General features: G+C 60.6%; 17 protein-coding genes. 8 read left to right on the top strand and 9 right to left on the bottom strand.

The features are described 5' to 3' along the window. Positions 1 to 149 precede the first annotated feature (149 nt). The gene (gene katG / locus FHT87_RS03735) at positions 150 to 2,333 is read left to right on the top strand and encodes a catalase/peroxidase HPI (RefSeq protein WP_183799542.1); all 2,184 of its coding nucleotides are present in this window, start codon (positions 150 to 152) and stop codon (positions 2,331 to 2,333) included. A gap of 274 nt (positions 2,334 to 2,607) precedes the next feature. On the opposite strand, the gene FHT87_RS03730 is transcribed toward katG, so the two are convergent. From FHT87_RS03730 to FHT87_RS03715, 4 genes are all read right to left on the bottom strand, one after another. Then, positions 2,608 to 2,808, bottom strand: coding sequence for a hypothetical protein (locus FHT87_RS03730; RefSeq protein ID WP_183725517.1), 201 nt, complete (start codon positions 2,806 to 2,808; stop codon positions 2,608 to 2,610). 142 nt (positions 2,809 to 2,950) lie between these two features. Continuing rightward, positions 2,951 to 3,970, bottom strand: a complete 1,020-nt coding sequence (locus tag FHT87_RS03725; protein WP_183725515.1) for a glycine betaine/L-proline ABC transporter ATP-binding protein — start codon at positions 3,968 to 3,970, stop codon at positions 2,951 to 2,953. Continuing rightward, on the bottom strand, positions 3,963 to 4,850 hold the full coding sequence (locus FHT87_RS03720; RefSeq protein ID WP_183725513.1) for a proline/glycine betaine ABC transporter permease: 888 nt from the start codon (positions 4,848 to 4,850) through the stop codon (positions 3,963 to 3,965). The genes FHT87_RS03725 and FHT87_RS03720 overlap by 8 nt, the downstream gene beginning before the upstream one ends. 104 nt (positions 4,851 to 4,954) lie before the next feature. Further along, the gene (locus FHT87_RS03715) at positions 4,955 to 5,953 is read right to left on the bottom strand and encodes an ABC transporter substrate-binding protein (RefSeq protein ID WP_183799539.1); all 999 of its coding nucleotides are present in this window, start codon (positions 5,951 to 5,953) and stop codon (positions 4,955 to 4,957) included. A 510-nt stretch (positions 5,954 to 6,463) separates the two neighbouring features. Here FHT87_RS03715 and FHT87_RS03710 point away from each other — a divergent pair. The 5 genes from FHT87_RS03710 (at position 6,464) to FHT87_RS03690 (ending at position 13,174) form a co-directional block, all read left to right on the top strand. Then, the gene (locus FHT87_RS03710; RefSeq protein WP_348649347.1) at positions 6,464 to 7,198 is read left to right on the top strand and encodes a GntR family transcriptional regulator; all 735 of its coding nucleotides are present in this window, start codon (positions 6,464 to 6,466) and stop codon (positions 7,196 to 7,198) included. Next, positions 7,188 to 8,024, top strand: coding sequence for a 5-dehydro-4-deoxy-D-glucuronate isomerase (kduI, locus tag FHT87_RS03705; RefSeq protein ID WP_183725507.1), 837 nt, complete (start codon positions 7,188 to 7,190; stop codon positions 8,022 to 8,024). The genes FHT87_RS03710 and kduI overlap by 11 nt, the downstream gene beginning before the upstream one ends. 5 nt (positions 8,025 to 8,029) lie before the next feature. Further along, on the top strand, positions 8,030 to 8,785 hold the full coding sequence (gene kduD / locus FHT87_RS03700) for a 2-dehydro-3-deoxy-D-gluconate 5-dehydrogenase KduD (RefSeq protein WP_183799531.1): 756 nt from the start codon (positions 8,030 to 8,032) through the stop codon (positions 8,783 to 8,785). Between the two features lie 207 nt (positions 8,786 to 8,992). Next, positions 8,993 to 12,619: a hydantoinase B/oxoprolinase family protein gene (locus tag FHT87_RS03695; protein ID WP_183799528.1), complete on the top strand. Its 3,627-nt coding sequence runs from the start codon at positions 8,993 to 8,995 to the stop codon at positions 12,617 to 12,619. A 24-nt stretch (positions 12,620 to 12,643) separates the two neighbouring features. After that, positions 12,644 to 13,174: a winged helix DNA-binding protein gene (locus tag FHT87_RS03690; RefSeq protein ID WP_183799525.1), complete on the top strand. Its 531-nt coding sequence runs from the start codon at positions 12,644 to 12,646 to the stop codon at positions 13,172 to 13,174. 129 nt (positions 13,175 to 13,303) lie between these two features. Here FHT87_RS03690 and FHT87_RS03685 read toward each other — a convergent pair whose 3' ends face one another. From FHT87_RS03685 to FHT87_RS03665, 5 genes are read right to left on the bottom strand one after another with little or no spacing between them, the layout of a single operon-like run. Further along, positions 13,304 to 14,818: an ABC transporter substrate-binding protein gene (locus FHT87_RS03685; protein WP_183799522.1), complete on the bottom strand. Its 1,515-nt coding sequence runs from the start codon at positions 14,816 to 14,818 to the stop codon at positions 13,304 to 13,306. A 19-nt stretch (positions 14,819 to 14,837) separates the two neighbouring features. Beyond that, the gene (locus tag FHT87_RS03680; protein ID WP_183799519.1) at positions 14,838 to 16,541 is read right to left on the bottom strand and encodes an ABC transporter ATP-binding protein; all 1,704 of its coding nucleotides are present in this window, start codon (positions 16,539 to 16,541) and stop codon (positions 14,838 to 14,840) included. Next, positions 16,538 to 17,389: an ABC transporter permease gene (locus FHT87_RS03675; protein ID WP_183799515.1), complete on the bottom strand. Its 852-nt coding sequence runs from the start codon at positions 17,387 to 17,389 to the stop codon at positions 16,538 to 16,540. The genes FHT87_RS03680 and FHT87_RS03675 overlap by 4 nt, the downstream gene beginning before the upstream one ends. Next, entirely contained in the window at positions 17,386 to 18,324 is a 939-nt protein-coding gene (locus FHT87_RS03670; RefSeq protein WP_183799513.1) for an ABC transporter permease, read from the bottom strand. Before FHT87_RS03670 ends, FHT87_RS03675 begins: the two co-directional genes overlap by 4 nt. 51 nt (positions 18,325 to 18,375) lie before the next feature. Continuing rightward, on the bottom strand, positions 18,376 to 19,266 hold the full coding sequence (locus tag FHT87_RS03665; protein WP_183799510.1) for a proline iminopeptidase-family hydrolase: 891 nt from the start codon (positions 19,264 to 19,266) through the stop codon (positions 18,376 to 18,378). 125 nt (positions 19,267 to 19,391) lie between these two features. Between FHT87_RS03665 and FHT87_RS03660 the strand changes: the two genes are divergently transcribed. Both FHT87_RS03660 and FHT87_RS03655 read left to right on the top strand, forming a co-directional pair. After that, positions 19,392 to 20,174, top strand: coding sequence for a LuxR family transcriptional regulator (locus tag FHT87_RS03660; protein WP_183799507.1), 783 nt, complete (start codon positions 19,392 to 19,394; stop codon positions 20,172 to 20,174). 53 nt (positions 20,175 to 20,227) lie between these two features. Beyond that, positions 20,228 to 21,142, top strand: coding sequence for a proline iminopeptidase-family hydrolase (locus FHT87_RS03655; RefSeq protein ID WP_183799504.1), 915 nt, complete (start codon positions 20,228 to 20,230; stop codon positions 21,140 to 21,142). Positions 21,143 to 21,177: the final 35 nt, after the last annotated feature.

The following is a 21,177-nucleotide window of genomic DNA, read 5'->3' as shown; positions in this document are numbered from 1 at the left end:
ATCACATGCTTCCGATAAAAGGGAGGAACAGGGAGGATGCGTGCCGACCCCGATCGAACCGGGACGAGGTGTGGGCACGCGATCAGCCCCCGATAGTTTAACGGACAAGGCGGCTGCAGAATGGTCGTCTGAAGCAACAGGAGAAAACTATGGACCAGAAACCAGAGAGCGCGGGCAAATGTCCCGTTGATCATTCGGGAGCACGTGGCAGGGGCAATCGCGACTGGTGGCCGAACCAGCTCGACCTGCAGATGCTGCACCATCATTCCGGCCTTTCCGACCCGATGGGCAAGGATTTCGATTATGCCGAAGCGTTCAAGGCACTCGATCTCGACGCGGTGAAGAAGGACCTTCATGCGCTGATGACGGACTCGCAGGACTGGTGGCCGGCTGACTTCGGCCACTACGGCGGCCTGTTCATCCGTATGGCCTGGCACAGCGCCGGCACCTACCGCATCACCGACGGCCGCGGCGGCGCCGGTCAGGGCCAGCAGCGTTTTGCCCCGCTCAACTCCTGGCCTGACAACGTCAACCTCGACAAGGCCCGCCGCCTGCTCTGGCCGATCAAGCAGAAATACGGCAACAGTATATCCTGGGCCGACCTGTTGATCCTGACCGGCAACGTCGCGCTCGAATCCATGGGCTTCAAGACCTTCGGCTTTGCCGGCGGCCGCGCCGACGTATGGGAGCCGGAAGAGCTCTACTGGGGTCCGGAAGGCACCTGGCTCGGCGACGAGCGCTATAGCGGCGAACGCCAGCTGGCAGAGCCGCTCGGCGCCGTGCAGATGGGCCTGATCTACGTCAACCCGGAAGGCCCGAACGGCACGCCCGATCCGCTCGCATCCGCTCGCGACATCCGCGAGACCTTCGCCCGCATGGCGATGAATGACGAAGAGACCGTGGCGCTGATCGCCGGTGGCCACACGTTCGGCAAGACCCATGGCGCCGGCGACCCGTCATTCGTCGGCGTCGATCCCGAGGGCGGCGCGCTCGAGGCCCAGGGTCTCGGCTGGGCGAGCACGTTCAACAGCGGCGTCGGTCGCGATGCGATCGGTAGTGGCCTAGAAGTCACCTGGACGACCACTCCTACTAAGTGGAGCAATAATTTCTTCTGGAACCTGTTCGGCTATGAATGGGAGTTGGAAAAGAGCCCGGCGGGTGCCCATCAGTGGGTGGCAAAGGGCGCTGGCGCCACGATCCCGGATGCCTTCGATTCTTCGAAGAAGCACCTGCCGCGAATGCTCACCTCCGACCTCGCACTGCGCTTCGACCCGGTCTACGAGAAGATCTCGCGCCGCTTCATGGAAAACCCGGATCAGTTCGCCGACGCCTTTGCCCGCGCCTGGTTCAAGCTGACTCACCGCGATATGGGACCGAAGGTGCGCTACCTCGGCAAGGAAGTGCCCGCCGAAGACCTGATCTGGCAGGATGTCATCCCGGCCGTCGACCATCCGCTCGTTGACGACCAGGACATTGCCGGTCTCAAGGCCAAGGTCGCTGCTTCCGGCCTGACGGTGCAGGAACTGGTCTCGACAGCCTGGGCCTCCGCCTCGACCTTCCGCGGCTCCGACAAGCGCGGCGGCGCCAATGGAGCACGCATCCGTCTTGCGCCGCAGAAGGATTGGGAGGTCAACGACCCGGCACAGCTCGCCAAGGTTTTGGGTGTTCTGGAAGGCATCCGGAAGGACTTCAATGCGGCCCAGACCGGCGGCAAGAAGATCTCGCTCGCCGATCTGATCGTGCTGGCCGGTGCGGCCGGTGTCGAAAAGGCGGCTAAGGCCGGTGGTCACGACATCGTCGTACCGTTCACGCCGGGCCGCATGGATGCAACCGCGGAGCAGACCGACGTTGCGTCCTTCGCGGTTCTGGAGCCGCGCATCGACGGTTTCCGCAACTATGTGAACGGCAAGCGCCAGCAGTTCATGAAGCCCGAGGAAGCACTCGTCGACCGCGCCCAGCTCCTGACGCTGACCGCACCGGAAATGACCGTGCTCGTCGGCGGGCTGCGGGTGTTGACGGCCGGCAAGCCGGAGCACGGCGTCTTCACCGCGCGTCCGGAAGTGCTGACGAATGACTTCTTCGTCAACCTGCTCGACATGGGCACCGTCTGGGCGCCGGTTGCCGGCAAGGACGGCGTCTACGAAGGACGCGACCGCAAGACGAAGGAACTCAGGTGGACGGGCACCCGCGTCGACCTGATCTTCGGCTCGCATTCGCAGCTTCGCGCCCTTGCGGAAGTCTACGGCCAGTCGGATGCCAAGGCGAAGTTCGTCAAGGACTTCGTCGCCGCCTGGAACAAGGTCATGAACGCCGATCGCTTCGACCTCGTCTGATTGAAAAGCCCTGTCTGGACGCGGCGGGTGCCGCCGCGTCCAGACGTTAGCGTCCTTTGAATCTATGTATTGAGATTTCGATGCCGTAGCGTGATCGAACATCGCTGTTCGGTATTGGGCGTTCGATTTTTCAGCCCGTTTTCTCTTTCGGAGACGGCTGCGATCGGCGCAGTCGCATGCTCTGAATTTGTCCGCCCAGAACCGGTACGTAGCCTCGCAAGAGACGCAGGTATGTCGGTACGCCTGATATCAGCAAAGAGAGACGATACGCCGGTCAGTTACCCACTGCGCCATGAGGCGCATGTTCGACGATCTCGCGGGCTGCGCCGTAATCGCGCTCATGGGCCGAGCGAACACGGTGTTCGGTCCGGCCGGCCAGATCACGATGGTAGCGGTCGGTCATGCCGTCGGCATAGGTGCCGGTATCGGCGTCGAAGTCTTCATTCGACGGCTTGATCGAGAAAAATTTGAACATCTTCAGGGTCCTCCTCAGCGTGCCATCAACACCCGGACGTATCGTTCGGTTCCTTCTATAAGATGATTATAATGAAAAAATTAACCATGTTTAAACAAACGGCACGCATTTGAGGCGCATGCCGCCTGATTGCTTAAGATTGTCATGCCTGATGCAGGAGCAGCGCCAGCAACTGCTGCAGCGAAACGCCGCCGAGCGGCTGGCCATTTTGCGAGACGACCAGGGCAGAAGGGACATCGGCCCGCGACATTTCCCGCAATGCTCCTTCGATATCCATGTCTTCGGCAAGTTGCAGCTGGCTTTCGACCGAGATCTGCTTCGCGACGGCACCGATTTTGATAACTCGACCGCGATTGACCTCCTTGACGAAGGCGGCGATGTAATCGTTGGCCGGGTTGAGGACGATCTCAGCCGCCGAGCCTTGCTGGATGACTTCGCCGTCGCGCAGGATGGCGATTTTCTCCCCGAGCCTGAGAGCTTCGTCGAGATCGTGGGTGATGAAGACGACCGTTTTCTTCAGGTCCTTCTGCAGATCGAGGAGGACGGTCTGCATGTCGACGCGGATCAGCGGATCGAGCGCCGAATAGGCTTCGTCCATCAGCAGGATTTCGGCATCATTGGTAAGCGCCCGCGCCAGGCCGACGCGCTGTTGCATGCCGCCGGAAAGCTGGTTCGGATAGTGCCCATCAAAGCCCTCCAGACCAACGCGCTTGATCCAGGCATTGGCCCGTTCCTCACGCTCCGCCTTTGCAACGCCCTGGATTTCGAGACCATAGACGGTGTTCTGCAGAACGTTGCGATGCGGCAACAGGCCGAAACGCTGGAAGACCATGGCAGTCTTCCGGCGGCGGAATTCGCGAAGCTGCAGGGCATCCATACGGCAGACATCCTCGCCGCCATAGAGCACCTCCCCCGACGTCGGGTCGATCAGCCGATTGATATGGCGGATCAGCGTTGACTTGCCGGAGCCGGAAAGGCCCATGATGACGGTGATCCTGCCGCCGGGGATGGTGATGTTGATGTCTTTCAGACCCAGAACATGGCCATGTTCTCTGTTGAGCTCGGTCTTCGACATGCCGTTGCTGACCGCTTCCACATAGTCGCCGCCGCGCGGGCCGAAGATCTTGAAGAGGCTCCGGATTTCAATCGAATTGCTAGCCATGCACGATCTCCCGGTGCTTCTGAAGCCGCAGGCCATAGGCCTGGCTGATGCGGTCGAAGATGATGGCAATGCCGACGATGGCGAGACCGTTGAAGACGCCGAGGGTGAAGTACTGGTTGGAGATAGCCTTGAGAACCGGTTGTCCGAGCCCCTGAACGCCGATCATCGAGGCGATGACCACCATGGCGAGCGCCATCATGATCGTCTGATTGATGCCGGCCATGATGGTCGGCAGCGCCAGTGGCAGCTGGACGTTGCGAAGTTTCTGCCAGCTCGATGAACCGAAGGCATCGGCCGCCTCCAGCACATTCTCGTCCACCATGCGGATACCAAGATTGGTGAGACGGATCATCGGCGGCAAGGCATAGATGACGACGGCAATGACGCCGGGCACACGGCCGATACCCAGAAGCATGACGACGGGGATCAGGTAGACGAAGCTCGGCATTGTCTGCATGACGTCGAGAATGGGGTTGACGATCCTCTGCATCGTATTCGACCGCGCCATCAGGATGCCGAGAGGCAGGCCGATCACGATGGAGAGCACAGTGCAGACGAAGATCATCGACACGGTCTTCATCGTATCCTGCCACATGTCGAAATAGCCAATGACAAGAAGCGTCAGCACACAGCCGATGACCACCTTCCAGCTGCGGCTGGCAAACCAGGCGATGGCAGCAAAGACGATCAGTACGATTGGCCAGGGCGTGCCGGTCAGCAACCGTTCAGCCCAGATGAGGAAGCTTTGCAGCGGGTTGAAGGCTGCTTCGATGCCGTCGCCATAGGCGCGGGTGAAGGCGCGAAATCCTTCATCCACGCTCTTTTTCAGCGCGCGCAGCGTCTCGTCGTTCATGGTCGGAAATTTCCAGAGCCAATCCATAGCGGTTCCCAAAATAGATAATGGCGGCGGCCGATTGTTGTTTTGGCCGTCGCGCCGAAGGATTGTCTGGGCAGCGATAAGCTGCCCATGTTATGTCCGAGTGACTAAAGCGAAGCCTTGATCTTCTCTGCGGCTTCTGGCGAGACCCAATCCTTCCAGAGAGGCTCGTTGTTCTTCAGGAAGTATTTGGCGCCATCTTCGCCGGTTGCCTGGTTGTCGGTCATCCAGGCGATCAGCTTGTTGACGGTGTCATTGGTCCAGGCGCGCTTCTTGAGGTAATCAATGGCCGGGCCGCCGCGATCGGCGAAGGTCTTGCTGATCAGCGTCTGCACGTCATCCGCCGGCCATGCATTCGGCTTGGGATCGGCGCAATCGGCAACCGAGGTGCAGCGCTTCCATTCGGCGGCGTCGTATTCCGTTCCGTATCCTAGCTTGACCATTTCGTATTTGCCGAGGAGCGAGGTCGGTGCCCAATAATAGCCGACCCAAGGCTGCTTGCCTTCATATGCCTTGGCAATCGAGCCATCAAGACCAGCGGCAGAACCGGTATCAACGAGCGTAAAGCCCGCTTTCTCAGCATCATAGGCCTTGAAGAGCTGTGCGGTGACGACAGTGCCGCCCCAGCCCTGCGGGCCGTTGAAGACGGCGCCCTTGCTCTTGTCTTCCGGTGCCGGGAAGAGCTCGGGATGTTTCAGGAGATCCGGAATGGTCTTGATGTCGGGATGGGCCTCGGCGATGTATTTGGGGATCCACCAGCCCTGTATTGCGCCGTCCGAGAGGATCTTGGCGCCCTCGACGACCTTGCCGCCTTCAAGGCCGCGCTTGACCAGTTCCGGCTGCAGGCTGACCCAGGCTTCCGGTGCAACGTCCGGCTCTCCCTTTTCCGCCATGGAGGTCAGCGTCGGGACGGTATCGCCGCTGACGATTTCCGCCGTGCAGCCATAACCTTCCTCGAGGATTAACTTATCGAGGCTCGCAGCCACTTCTGCCGACTGCCAGTTCATGCTTGCGATTGTGATATTGCCGCAATCGGCAGCAAAAGCGCTGCCGCCCGCGAGCATGGCGCCAGCTGTGAGAATGGTGGATGCCAAAAGTACTTTCATTTTTTTGTTCCCTCTGGTCGCGGTGCATCCTGAACCCGGGCGCCGGCGGCACCGCGCGCCGACCCCTGCATTGAGCCTGCTTTAGGGCTGCAACGGCCATTCTGGTTACGCCAAAAAATGGCGCATTAGAGCCTTCTTTCAATGCTGTCTTAAATACGGCGTCGCTGACGGAACGGTGGCCAGACGTAATCGCTCTGTGGTTGTTTCCGCGGCGGCGCCATGCCATTCGGTTGAACGGCTGGTTGTGCCTGTCGATCATTGAAGACGAGCGCATCAATCGCTGCCCCCATTCTCGGGCCAACTTATCACAAGCGATTTTCAATGATTTCCATGAACGAAGGACGCGCTTGTCAGAAGTTAGATACTAATATATTACTTCTTTAGTCGGGCTGCAGGGAGGCGTTTGTCGATGGTTTCAGATGCTCGATTTTCGGATCTTGCCGGTGAAGGAACACGATGAATTCGCCCACCGGAATCATGCGCAAAAAACGATCTCTTCAAGGCGTCACAGTGCTTTCGCATCAACGCGCAGCCGCACCGCGAGCGGCGACGCTGGTCTACAATGCGCTTCTCGATGAGATCGTATCGTTGCGCCGCAAGCCGATGGAATTGTTGAACGAGAAGGAGCTCGAAGCGCAGTTCGGCGTCAGCCGCACACCGATCCGCGAGGCGATCATCCGCCTTTCCGATGACGGTCTGGTTGACGTCTTCCCGCAGTCGGGCACGTTCGTTTCCCGTATTCCGCGCCGGGCGCTTTACGAAGCGATCCTCGTGCGCAAGGCGCTAGAGGATACAACGGTTTCGATCGCGGTCGAGAAAATGACGCCGGCGGGTCTCAGGGCGCTGGAACGCAATCTTGCCGATCTCGACGCCTGTCACCGCGACGGTGATGTCGCGGCCTTCCATGTCATCGACAATGATTTCCACCAACTCATCAGCAATATCGCCGGCTTTCCCGGCATCTGGGCGATCATCCAGCAAGTCAAGGTTCACAGTGATCGCTATCGCCTGCTGACGCTGCCGCAGCAGGGCCGTCTGACGCGCGTCATCGAGGAACATGCCGCCGTCATCGATTGCATGCGAGCGGGCGACAAGGACGGTGCGAAGGCTGCCATGGAATTCCATCTCGGCAAGCTCCTGCACGAAGTCGAAAAGGCCGAGATGCTCGACCCCGCTTATTTCATTGAGGATGCCCCGTCGATGGCGGCATCCGGAGGAGAGAAGGATCATTCCAATGCAGATTGACGTACGGCACGCCTCCCATCCCGAAGCGGTGCGCGGTTTCGATACGGAAACGCTGCGGCGTCACTTCTTGGTCGAGACGGTGTTTGTACCAGGCGAGATCAGGCTCACCTATTCCCACTATGACCGTATGGTCATCGGTGGTGCAGCGCCGCTCGGCGCGGTTCTGGCGCTGACGGCGCCGAAGGCCATCGGCCAGGAGACGTTTCTGGCGGAGCGCGAACTTGGCGTGCTGAACGTCGGTCATGCGGGCCGCATCGTCGTTGACGGCAAGGCCTACGAACTGGCGAAATATGATTGCCTCTATATCGGCAAGGGCGCCGTCGATGTCAGCTTCGAAAGTGCGGATGCCGGCAATTCCGCGAAATTCTACCTCGTTTCGACGCCGGCCCATGCAAGCCACCCGACCGTGCTCCTGACGCGCGACAAGGCGCGGCATCTGACGCCGGGCGAGGCGGCGACCGCCAACAAGCGTTCGATCTACCAGTATATTCATCCGGAAGTCTGCCAGTCCTGCCAGCTCACGATGGGCTTCACCAGCCTGGAGACCGGCAGCATCTGGAATACGATGCCGAGTCATACGCATGACCGGCGCATGGAGGCCTATTTCTATTTCGACCTCGATGCCGACCAGCGTGTCTTCCATTTCATGGGCGAACCGCGTGAGACGCGGCACATGCTCGTTGCTAACGAGCAGGCGATCATCTCGCCGCCCTGGTCGATCCATTCCGGCGCGGGCACCAAGAACTACAGCTTCATCTGGGCGATGGCCGGCGACAACAAGAGCTTCACCGATATGGACCATATCGCAATCGGCGATCTCAAGTGATGGCGATGCAGGCTCTTTTCGATCTCTCTGGCAAGATCGCCGTGGTCACCGGCGCCAATACCGGCATCGGGCAGGGGATCGCCGTCGCATTGGCTGAGGCCGGTGCGTCGATCGTCGCCGTCGGCCGTTCGTCGATGGATGAGACGGAGGCGCTGGTGGCAAGCGCCGGCACCAAATTCCACGTGATCAAGGCCGATCTTGGCACGATCGAACCGGTCAAGCCGATCGTCGCGGAGGCGCTGGAGCGCTTTGGTGGTCTCGATATCCTCGTCAACAATGCCGGCATCATCCGTCGTGCCGACGCGATCGATTTCACCGAGGAAGACTGGGACGCGGTGATGAATGTCAACCTGAAGACAGCCTTCTTTCTGTCTCAGGCGGCGGCTCGCCACATGCTCGAAAAAGGCCGCGGCAAGATCATCAATATCGCTTCGCTGCTCTCCTTCCAGGGCGGCATCCGCATTCCGTCTTACACGGCCTCGAAGAGCGGCCTTGCGGGGCTGACGCGGCTGCTCGCCTGCGAATGGGCCGGCAAGGGCGTCAACGTCAACGCCATCGCGCCCGGCTATTTCGTCACCAACAACACGACGGCGCTGCGCGAAGACGCTGATCGCAACGCGAGCATCCTTGCCCGCATTCCGGCCGGCCGCTGGGGTGAGCCGAGCGATATCGGCGGTGCCGTGGTGTTCCTGGTATCATCGGCATCCGACTACGTGCACGGCGCCGTGCTGCCGGTCGACGGAGGCTGGCTGGCGCGCTGACGCGACAGCATGCCTGTTCCGGCCAATAGTGGCGTCTTGGAGCGCTGGTCACGATAATCCCAATCTTATCGCCGCGGCCTCCCAGGCCGCGGCGTTCGTTTTTGGTGCACAACAATTCCGGGCTGCATCGCATATCTCTGTCGCAAAAACGTTGACGATTTATCGATAATTTCTTAGTGATGTCGGAAACGATTGGCGGAGGCGATTTTGTCGGGCATTGCGGCTGGTAGTTGGGACTTCTGGATCGATCGTGGCGGTACCTTCACGGATGTCGTCGGGCGCGACCCATCCGGCGCGCTTCATGCTCGAAAAGTGCTCTCCGAAAACCTCGAAGCCTACCGTGATGCCGCCGTCCACGGCATCAGGCAGCATCTGGGTCTCACTGCCGGCGAAGCGATACCGGCCGGGCTGATCGGCGAGGTGCGCATGGGAACCACGGTCGCCACCAATGCGCTCTTGGAGCGCAAGGGCGAACGCCTCGCGCTGATCACCACAAAGGGTTTCCGCGACGCGCTGCGCATCGGCTACCAGGAGCGCAAGAATATCTTCGCGACGGAGATCATAAAGCCGGAAGCGCTTTATCAGGATGTGGTCGAGCTCGACGAACGCGTACTGGCTGACGGTACGGTCGAGCTTCATCTCGATGAAGCATCGACGGAAGCGGCGCTGCGCGATCTGCGCACTAAGGGCTACCGCGCTGTCGCCATCGTTTTCATGCATGCCTATAAATATCCGGAGCATGAAGCGGTAGCGGCGCGCATTGCCCGCGCCATCGGTTTCGAGCAGGTTTCCGTCAGTCATGAGGTCTCGCCGCTGATCAAGTTGGTCGGCCGGGGCGATACGACCGTTGTCGATGCTTATCTTTCTCCAGTGCTTGGTCGCTATGTGCGCCAGGTTTCGGATGAGCTCGATGTAGCGCGCACTGGCGCGCGCGTCATGTTCATGATGTCCTCCGGCGGTCTGACGGCCGCCGACATGTTTCAGGGCAAGGACGCCATCCTGTCCGGCCCGGCCGGCGGTGTCGTTGGTCTTGCCAAGACCGGTGAGCAGGCGGGTTTCGGCCATGTAATCGGCTTTGATATGGGCGGCACCTCGACGGACGTTGCGCATTTCGATGGCGAATATGAGCGCGCTTTCGAAACGGAGGTTGCCGGCGTGCGCGTTCGCGCGCCGATGATGCTTATCCATACGGTGGCGGCAGGCGGCGGTTCGATCCTGCATTTCGACGACGGCCGCTTCCGTGTCGGGCCGGATTCCGCCGGCGCCTATCCGGGGCCGGCCTGCTATCGCAATGGCGGACCGCTTGCGGTCACCGATGCCAATGTCATGGCGGGCAAGCTGTTGCCGGACTTTTTCCCGGCGATCTTCGGCCCGAACCAGGACCAGCCTCTCGATGTCGAGACCGTGCGGCAGAAATTTGTCGAACTGGCCGCCGAGATCGGCGATGGGCGCAGCCCCGAAGAGGTGGCGGATGGTTTCATCCGCATTGCCGTTGCCAATATGGTCGAGGCGATCAAGAAGATTTCCGTCCAGCGCGGTTATGACGTGACGCGTTATGCACTGAACTGCTTCGGCGGGGCTGGCGGCCAGCATGCCTGCCTTGTCGCAGACGCACTCGGCATGAAGAGCATCCTGCTGCACCCGATGTCGGGGCTGCTGTCAGCCTATGGCATGGGGCTTGCCGATATCCGCTCCACCCGCCAGAAAGCGCTCGGCGTGCCGCTTGATGAGGCGGCACCTGAAGCGATTGCCGCACTCGGACTCGAGTTGCAGGGCGAATGCCTGCCGGAACTGGTGGCGCAGGGCGTGGATGTCGAGAAGATCAAGACGGTGCTTCGCGCCCATATCCGCTATGCCGGCACCGATACGCTGCTGGCGGTCGAGGCGCTGTTTCCGCAAGGCGACGATGCGGCGCGGCTTCGTCAGGAATTCGAGGTGTTGCACAAGCGCCGCTTCGGTTTCGTCGCAGAGGATAAGCCGCTGGTCGTTGAAGCGGCCGAGGTCGAATGCATCGGCGGTGCGGCCGCTGAGATCGATGTCGACCGTGGCGAGGCGGGCAGTGGCGAAGCCTCGGCCATCCGCCATACCCGCTTCCATTCGCAGGGCGAAAGCCATAATGCGGCAGTTGTTCTGCGCGACAGCATTATCCCCGGCCAGACGGTGACGGGACCGGCCATCATCATCGAGCCGAACCAGACCATCGTCGTGGAAGATGGCTGGCAGGCGAAGTTGACGGCGCGCGATCATATCGTGCTGACCCGTATCAAGGCCCTGCCGGAGCGCACGGCGATCGGTACCAAGGCCGATCCGGTCATGCTCGAGATCTTCAACAATCTCTTCATGTCGATCGCCGAGCAGATGGGCGTGACGCTGCAGAACACGGCCTATTCCGTCAACATCAAGGAGCGCCTCGATTTCTCCTGCGCGGTCTTCGATGCGGAAGGCAATCTGGTCGCCAATGCGCCGCATATGCCGGTACATCTCGGCTCCATGGATGCATCCGTCGGGACTGCCATCCGTGAAAACCCGGTCATTCATCCGGGCGATGTTTTCCTGATCAATGCGCCCTATAACGGCGGAACGCATCTGCCTGACCTCACCGTCTGCACGCCTGTCTTCGACGATGCCGGTACGCGCATCCGCTTCTGGGTGGCGAGCCGTGGCCATCACGCCGATATCGGCGGCATTTCGCCCGGCTCGATGTCGCCGCTTGCGACCCATATCGAGGAAGAAGGCGTCTATATCGACAATTTCAAGCTGGTCGATCGCGGTCGTTTCCGGGAAGACGCCCTTGCCGATCTCCTCACCGGTGCGCGTTATCCGGTGCGTACGCTGGCGCAGAATGTCAATGATCTGAAGGCGCAGGTTGCTGCCAACGAAAAAGGCGTGGCCGAGCTTAAGAAGATGATCGGGCACTTCGGCGAGGATGTGGTCGACGCCTATATGGGCCATGTGCAGGATAATGCTGCCGAAAGCGTGCGCCGCGTGCTCGACCGGCTGCCGGACGGCGAGTTTTCCTATGAGATGGATCAGGGCTGCAAAATCGTCGTCAAGATCTCCATCGATCGCAAGAAGCGCGAGGCAACAGTCGACTTTACCGGCACGTCGGCGCAGCGGCCCGACAATTTCAACGCGCCGGCACCGGTCACGCGGGCGGCCGTACTCTATGTCTTCCGCGTGCTGGTCGAAGCGGATATTCCGATGAATGCCGGCTGCCTGCGGCCGATCCGTATCGTGATCCCCGAAGGTACGATGCTGACGCCGGCCTATCCCGCAGCGGTCGTCGCCGGCAATGTCGAGGTCAGCCAAGCCGTCACAAACTGCCTGATCGGTGCGGTTGGCGCCATGGCTGCGGCGCAAGGGACGATGAACAACCTGACCTTCGGTAACGACATCTACCAATATTACGAGACCATCTGCTCTGGTGCCCCCGCCGGCCCCGGCTTCAATGGTGCAGACGCGGTGCACACGCATATGACCAATTCGCGTCTGACCGATCCTGAAATCCTGGAGAGCCGTTTCCCGGTCGTGCTCGAAGATTTCCACATCCGTCCGAATTCCGGTGGTCGCGGCCAGTGGCATGCCGGCAACGGCACGCAGCGCACGATCCGTGCGCTTGAGAAGCTCGAATTTGCCGTTCTCTCCGGCCATCGCCGTGTTGCGCCCTTCGGCCTGAAGGGCGGCGAGCCCGGACAGACCGGCCGCAACTACGTTCGTCGCAACGACGGTACGATCGATGAACTGATCGGTGCTGCTCATACAGTGCTGGAAGCGGGCGAAGCCTTCACGGTCGTGACCCCAACAGGCGGCGGATATGGACCGAAAGATGCTTGAGCATTTGGAACGAAAGGGCGCTCAATGGAAAAATCGAAGGATCAAAAGGCCGCACGTGACCTGATCGTCTCGTCGGCCCATCTGGCGCTGGGCAGCTCGCCGGGTCTCTCGGAGCTCGAATATGGGTCGGTGCTCTTTTCCCACGCTTTTAATCGCTGGATGGTGCGCTGCATGGCGGCTGCTGGGGTGCCGAGCCTGTCGCCGGTGGAAATACTGATCATTCACTCGGTCCGCCATCGCGATCGGCCGAAGACATTGTCTGACCTCTGCCTCGTGCTCGATATCGAAGACACCCATGTTGCCAACTACGCGGTGAAGAAGCTTGATGCCGCGGGGCTGGTCAAAACCGGAAAATCCGGCAAGGAGAAAGTCGTCCAGGTTACCGACAAGGGCCTGGAGGCGCTGACGCGCTATTCGGAAATCCGCGAGCGGCTGCTGGTGGAAGCGACGAAGGTGTCAGGCCTGTCGCAGGGCGACCTTTCCGATATCGCTTCCCATTTGAGAGCCTTATCGGGCTATTACGAGCAGGCGGCGAGATCAGCGGCAACCTTATGATCAAAACGGCCAGGAGCATAGACGCCACCATTCTCTCGGTTCTCTAACCGGCCTCCGTCGGCATTTCCGATCTCTCGTCAAAAGCGTACTCCGCCCTTCAGAGGCGGAGTACGATAGCGAGATCCGGGCTCAGTTCTTGACCGTGTCTTCCAGGAAGAAGCGGCCGAGCGGGTTCTGGTAGAAGTTGTCGATGTTCTTGCGCGCCACGTTGATGTACGGGCTATAGTAGAGATCGATCCAGTTGACGTCGTCCTTCGCCATCTTCTGCAGGTCGATATACATCTGCTCGCGCTTCTTCGGATCGAGTTCCAGGCGGGCCTTGGCGACCAGTTCCTTCACCGCTTCGTTCTTGTAGTTGGTCAGGTAGTTGTTGTTGGAATCGTGGCCGAGCACGAAGGTCGTCTTCTGGTCCGGGTCGAGAATGTCGTTCGTCCAGTAGTTGACGGAGATGTCGTAATCGCCGGCAACGGTCATGTCCCATTCCTGGCTGGGGTCGACCTTCTGCAGGTTGGCGGTGATGCCGGCCTTGGCTAGCTGCTGCTGCACGAGAACGGCCGTCTGCTCATCCACTTCGTCGCCAGCGCGGATCAGGTAGTTCAGCGTCAGATTGGAAACGCCGGCATCAGCCAGCATCTGCTTGGCCTTTTCCGGATCATAGGGGCGCTGCAGATTGTCGGCGTAGTGGTATAGGGCACCCTTCGGAATGTAGGAATTGGCGACCGTGCCCTGGCCGAAGGTGACGGCCTCGACGATTGCCTTCTTATCGATCGCCAGGTCGAGAGCCTGGCGCACGTCCTTCTTGCCGAGATCACCATGCGCATGGTTGATCAGGAGATGATCTTCGCGTGTCGAAGGATCGATCAGCACGTTGAGATTGGCATCCTTCTTCAGCTCCTCGACGCGCGAGAAGGGTACGAAAATGGCTGCATCGAGCTGGCCCGCCTGCACGTTCAGCATGCGGGTATTGTCGTCAGGCACCGAGATCCACTCGACCCCGTCGAGCTTCACCCGGTCCGCCTGCCAGAAATTCGGGTTCTTCTTCAGGATGATACGGTCGCCGCGACGCCATTCCTCGACGGTAAAGGCACCCGACGCGACCGGTTTCTCGCCATAGGCGTCCGCGCCCATGGATTCCATGCCGACCTTGGAGATGACGGAGGCATTCGGCAGTGCCAGCGTCGACAGGAAGGGCGCGGAAGGGTTCTTGAGTTTGATTGTCAGCGTATGCGGGTCAGTGGCGACAGCCGTATCGATCACCTTGTAGGAATCGCTCCAGAGCGAACCCTCGTCATTGCGGATGCGCAGCAGGCTATAGGCGGCGTCCTCGGCCGTCAGCGGCGAACCGTCGGAGAATTTTGCGTCGCGGATCTTGAAGACATAGGTCAGGCCGTCGTCGGAGACCGTCCAGCTTTCGGCAAGGCCGGGCTCCAGCTTGGTGCCGGTCTTGTCGACGCGGATCAACACATCATAGACGTTGGAGAAGACCCAGTTGTCGATGTTCTGCGCCGTCTTGATCGGATCGAAGGTGGTCGAATCCTCGCGGCGGCCGATGGTAAGCACGCCGGCGGCCTCGGCGTAAGATGTGCTGAGCGTCAGGCCTGCAAGAAGCACTGCAAGCCCGATTGATTTCCTTCTAGTGATCATGCGTTCGTTCCCTTCGTTGTTATGGCATGCGTTTGACGGGCAGGACCGACATCAGTTCGTCTTCCGAGCTCGCACCGCTCAGAAGCTGCTTGTCCGGATCGATGTCGGGGATGGCGGCAATCAGCGCCGCGGTATAGGGGTGCTTCGGCCGCGCGAAGACCTCATCCGAACGGCCTTCCTCGACGATCTCGCCGCGATACATGACGACGACGCGTTCGCAGAGATTGCGCACGATCGCCAGGTCATGGGCGATGAACATCAGGGTCAGGTTCATCTTCGCGGTCAGTTCGCGAAAGAGCCCGATGATCTGGGCCTGGATGGTCACGTCGAGGGCTGCGACGCATTCGTCTGCAATGATGAGCTTCGGATCGACGGCGAGCGCCCGAGCGATGCCGGCACGCTGACATTGGCCGCCGCTCATGCTGCGAGGCTTGCGGTTGGCGAATTCCCGCTCCAGCCCGACGAGATCGAGAAGTTCACCGATGCGCGCCGGAATGGCAGATATTGGAACCTTGCCTTGCACCTTCAGCACTTCGGCAAGCATCTGGCCGATGGTGAGCCGCGGATTGAGAGCATTATAGGGATCCTGGAAGACCATGGCCGTCTCGCGCCGCAGCTTTGCGAGACCGGCGGCCCGTTGCTGTGCAAGATCGATGCCGCCGATAGAGACATGGCCTGAGGAAATCGGTGTCAGTCCGAGGACGGCGCGTGCGAGCGTGCTCTTGCCGCTGCCGGATTCGCCGACAATGCCGATGGTCTCACCCGGCATGACTTGAAGGCTGACGCCGGAAACCGCACTCACCGTCTTCGTGCTGCCTCTAAAGAGACTGCCACCGGCCTTGAACCGCACATGCAGGTCGTCGATTTCGAGGAGAGGTTTGGCCGATGCGGCGGGGGAGGCGACTTCCGCAACGGGTACGGTCATCTCATCCGGCATTGAAGGATGGCTGTTGATCAGATTGATCGTATAGGGGTCCTGGGGCCGCGAGAGGATCGCGCGCTTCGGTCCCTGTTCGAGCAGCCTGCCGCCGCGCATGACGGCGATGCGGTCGCAGGTCTGCGCGACGATGCCAAGGTCGTGGGTGATGAGGATGATCGACAGGCCACGCTTGTCGCGGATCTCCAGCAAGAGCTTCAGGATCTGCGCCTGGATGGTCACGTCGAGCGCCGTCGTCGGCTCGTCGGCAATCAGGATTTTCGGATTGCAGGAGAGGGCCACGCCGATCATCGCGCGCTGGCGCATGCCGCCCGAAAATTCGTGCGGATAGCTGTCATACTGGCGCACGGGATCGGGAAAGCCGACCTGCGTCAGGATCTCGATGGCGGCGGCCCGCGCTTCCTTCGCTCCCAGGTTCTGGTGATAGCGGATACCTTCGGAAATCTGGTCGCCGATGCGCATGACCGGGTCGAGATGGCTCGTCGGGTTCTGGAAGATCATGCCGATCTCGCCGCCACGGACATCGAGCATCTCGGCATAGCTTGCCGTCGTCAGGTCGCGCCCTTCGAGCAGGACGGTGCCGCCCTCGATCTTGATCAGCGAGGAGGGCAAGAGCCGGACGAGCGAGCGGCAGAGCAGGCTCTTACCCGAGCCGCTCTCGCCGACGAGACCGAGGATTTCGCCCTTGGCAAGGTCGAGCGAAACATTGTCGATCAGCGTTCGCGTGCCGCCGTCGAGATGAACCTTGACCGTCAGATCGCGGACGGAAAGCACTGAGGCGCTCATTCGTGAACTCCGAGAAGTTCGCCGAGCGCATCACCCAGCATGCTGAAACCGAAGGCAAGGCAGACGATGGAAAGGCCGGGGAAAAGCGTGATCCACCAGGCCGTGGTGATGAAGCTCTGGCCTTCCGCGACCATGACGCCCCATTCGGCAAGCGGCGGCTGCACACCGAGGCCGAGATAGCTGACGGCCGCGCCGCTGAGCAGCACCAATGTGGCATCGGACATGGAAAAGACGATGGAGCCGGCAATCGCATTCGGCAGAAGATGGCGGAACATGATGCGGGTGCGGCTGAAGCCGAGACTGACGGCTGCGACCGCGTAGTCGCTGCTTTTCAAAACCAGCATCTGTGCGCGGATGAGGCGTGCATAGGAGACCCAGCCGACCAGCGCCATGGCGATATAAAAGCTGCTCAGGCCCGGCCCGAGAATGGCGATGATCGACAGCATCAGCACGAGGAACGGGAAGGCGAGAATGATATCGACGAGGCGCATGAAAATCGCATCGACGATGCCGCCGAAGAAGCCGGCGATCGTGCCGACGGTCGTGCCGATCAGGAAAGGGAAGAGGACGCCGATGACGGCGATCTGCAAATCGATGCGTGCGCCCCAGATGACGCGGGACAGGATGTCACGGCCGAAATTATCCGTGCCGAAGAGATGGGCGAGTGACGGTCCCTGCAATCGGACATCGGCATTCTGCAGGATCGGATCATAGGGAGCCACCAGCGGAGCCGCTATCGCCAAAAGCAGGAAGAACAGCAGAATGGCCGAGCCGAACACGAGCGTCAGCCGGCGGCCGAGGAAACGGCGCCAGGCGACCGGATTGGGAGCAATGGTTTCGACACTCATAGCTTCACCCTCGGATCAACAGCGACGGTGACGATGTCGGCGATGAAATTGACGAGCACGGTGGCGCACGCGAATGTCATGGCAACGCCCTGCACGACCATGTAATCCCGCGAGAAGATGGCGCGTACCAGCAGTTGCCCCATGCCTGGCAGGGCAAAGACGCTTTCGACGACGACCGTGCCGCCGATCAGCCAGCCGATGTTGACGGCGAGAAGATTGATGGTCGGCACGAGCGAATTCGGCAGCACGTGACGCCAGAAGACGATGCTCTCAGGCATGCCGCGGGCGCGCGCCGCCGTCGCCACATCGGATTTCAAGGATTCGATCATGGCGGAGCGCAGGCTGCGGGTGAGAACCGTCGACAGCGACAATGCCACTGTCAGGCTTGGCAGGATGAGATGGGAGAGCTTGTCGCCCAGCGTCGTGCCGTAGCCGGAGACCGGCAGGACGCCGAGTTCCACGCTGAAGAGAATGATCAGCATCAGGCCGAGCCAGAAGGGCGGAAAGCCGATCCCGAAGGTGGAGACGATACGCACCGCATGATCCGGCGCCCGGCCGGAATTGCGAGCGGCAATCGCCGCCATCGGCACGGCGATCAGGATCGACAGAATGACGCTGGTCAGCACCAACGCGATCGTCGGCTCGATGCGGGTTGCGATCAGCGGCAGCACATCGATCTTGTAGAGGATCGACTTGCCCATCTCGCCATTTACGAGGTTTTTGAGGAAGTAGAAATATTGCAGCCACATCGGCTGATCGAGGCCATATTGGGCTCGGATATTGGCAAGTGCGGTCGGCGTGGCGCGCGTGCCGAGAATGTTGCGGGCGGGATCACCGGGGATCAGCCGCACCAGAATGAAGGTGATGACACTGATGCCGAAGATAACGGGCAGAAACTGAACCGGCCGGGTCAGTATGAACTTATAACGATGCATGGCGGCGCTCGCCCCCTTGTCTTCGTCGGGTACCGATCACCTTACCCTGCATCAGCTTGCCCTGTGCCGCGATAGAAAATCGACCAGCGCCGGATAATAATCATGCGGATTTTCATAGAAGGGCATGTGGCTGGCATTGGCGAAGACCTTGAGTTCGACGTTCGGCAGGGCAAGCTTCATCCGCAGCGCGCAGGCCGGTGTCAGTTCGTCATGCTCGCCGGTCGTGATCAGCACCGGCGTCGTCACACGCGGCAGGTCGGGAATCCGGTTCCAGTCCTTCAGATTGCCGATATAGAGGAACTCGTTCGGCCCCTGCATGGTTTCGTAAGGCCCCATGTTCCAGTCGTCGAGAGAGCGGCGCACGGGGGCCGGCCATTCCGGCAAGCGGCAGACATGGCGGTAATTGAGGATCGTCACCGCCGCCAGATATTCCGGATGATTGTAGGTGCCCTGCGCCTCGTGTTTCTGCATCATCGCCACCGTCTCCGGACCGAGGGCCGCGCGCAGCCGCTCCAGTTCGGAAATCAGATGCGGCATGTCGGCGACAGTGTCTTCGAGGATCAGCGTCTGCAGGTTTTCCGGATAGGTCAGCGCATAGTCGATCGCCAGCCACCCGCCCCAGGAATGACCAAGCATATGCACTTTGCCGAGGCTGAGCGCCTTTCGCACCGTCTCCGTCTCTTCGACATAGCGGCCGATGGTCCAAAGCGATCGGTCCGTCGGCCGGTCGGAGGCGCCGGTGCCGAGCTGATCGAAAGCCACCACGCGGTAGCCCTTATCGATGAGGCAGGAATGAGCCTCACGCAGGTAGTCGCAGGGCAGGCCGGGGCCGCCGTTCAGGCAGAATATAGTCTCGCTGCCGCTTCCAAAACTGTAGGCGACCACCTTATAGCCGTCGACTTCGATTTCATGTCGCGCCTCGGGCTCGATTTCACGCCACATTGACCGCTCCGGCAGAAGATTTCGCTTGCTCAATAATTGGGCATGGCTAAATTTTTACCTTAAACCTCAGTCTTCGCCAGCTATAAGAAGTGATAGGGTGGTAAACCACCGACCGGGAGCCTGCCATGCTTGACGAAATCGGAACGATCAGACGGCAATTCGCCATCCATCAGACCCTTGATGGTCGTATCGATCAGGTTTTCGAGGCGATGAAAGGGATCGGCTTCGAGGCCCTGATCTACGACTACACGCCGGTGCCTTACGACCTCGACGGCGGGATCATGGTCCCTTCGCTCTTGAAGTTGCGCAATATTTCCGAGGACATGCGGGAATACTGGTTCGATCGCGGCTATTTCCGCATTGATCCCGTGCAGCAGGTGGCGTTGCGTACCTCAGCCCCCTTCTTTTGGAATTACGACAGGGATGCGGACACCCTCATCAACCGTTTCATGAGCGACGACACGGCGCCGGTGACGCGCTATCTCAGCGAGCGCGACATGTCGACGGGTGTGACTGTTCCCGTCCATATGCCGCGCGGCGACTATGCGACCGTGACCGGTATTCGCTTCGGTGCCAACAGCGATTTCGAGCGTCATGCACTGCGCTACCTTGCCGATTTCAACCTGCTGGCCCATGTCTTTCACGAGGCTGCCTATTCGCTTTTCGACGCCAAGGCGCTGAGCGTCGGGAAGATCCGCCTGACGGAACGGGAGCGCGAGTGTCTGCGCCATTCCGCCGATGGCCTTTCGGCCAAGGAGATTTCCCGCATCATCGACCGGTCGGTGCCGACAGTCGTCATGCATCTCAATGCCGCGGCCAAGAAGCTCGGCGCCCGCAACCGCACACAGGCAGTGGTGCGCGCCACGCACTACCGCCTGCTGGAGGATCGACCATCCTATAACTTCTGATAGCTGCCTTCACCGTTTTGGCGACGCTATGGTCTTTCATCGTTGCACCTAGGATGGAGAGACTTGTGGCCGCAGTTCCGACGAAGGAAGCCTATCTGCCATTTCGCGAATACCAGACATGGTATCGCATCACCGGTTCGCTTGATTCCGGAAAACTGCCGCTCGTCGTCGCCCATGGCGGCCCCGGCTGCACGCATGACTACGTCGATTCCTTCAAGGGTATCGCCGAGCTCGATGGCCGCGCGGTCATTCATTACGATCAGCTCGGCAACGGCAACTCCACGCGGCTGCCTGAAAAGGGACCGGATTTCTGGACGCCGGCGCTCTTTCTCGAAGAGCTCGACGCGCTGCTGAAACATCTCGGCATTCAGGACCGGTACGCGTTCCTCGGCCAGTCCTGGGGCGGCATGCTCGGTGCCGAACATGCCGTGCGCCAGCCGAAAGGCCTGAAGGCGCTCGTCATCGCCAATTCGCCGGCCAACATGCACACCTGGGTAGCGGAGGCAAACCGCCTGCGCGAGGAGTTGCCGCAGGAAGTGCAAGATGCGCTGCTGAAGCATGAGGAAGCCGGCACCATCACCGACCCCGACTATGTCGCCGCCTCGCGTGTCTTCTACGATCGGCATGTCTGCCGCGTCGTGCCCTGGCCGCCGGAGGTCGCGCGCACCTTCGCGATCATGGACGAAGACAATACCGTCTACCGCAACATGAACGGCCCGACCGAATTCCACGTCATCGGCACGATGAAGGACTGGACGATCGAGGATCGCCTGCCGCTCATCGCGGCGCCAACGCTTTTGATCTCCGGCAAATATGATGAGGCGACGCCGCTGGTCGTCAAACCCTATGTCGATCGCGTCAAAGGTTGCGAATGGGTGCTCTTCGAGAATTCCAGCCACATGCCGCATGTCGAGGAAAAGGAGCTTTGCCTCGACGTCGTCTCGGCCTTCCTTACCAGGCATGATTGATCGCTCGGCGGCCTGCGCCGCTGGCGCTGCCCGCG

Source organism: Rhizobium sp. BK316 (genome assembly GCF_014193695.1).
In the GTDB taxonomy this organism is placed as follows: Bacteria; Pseudomonadota; Alphaproteobacteria; order Rhizobiales; family Rhizobiaceae; genus Rhizobium.
This window is presented reverse-complemented; position numbering and strand designations above follow the sequence as displayed.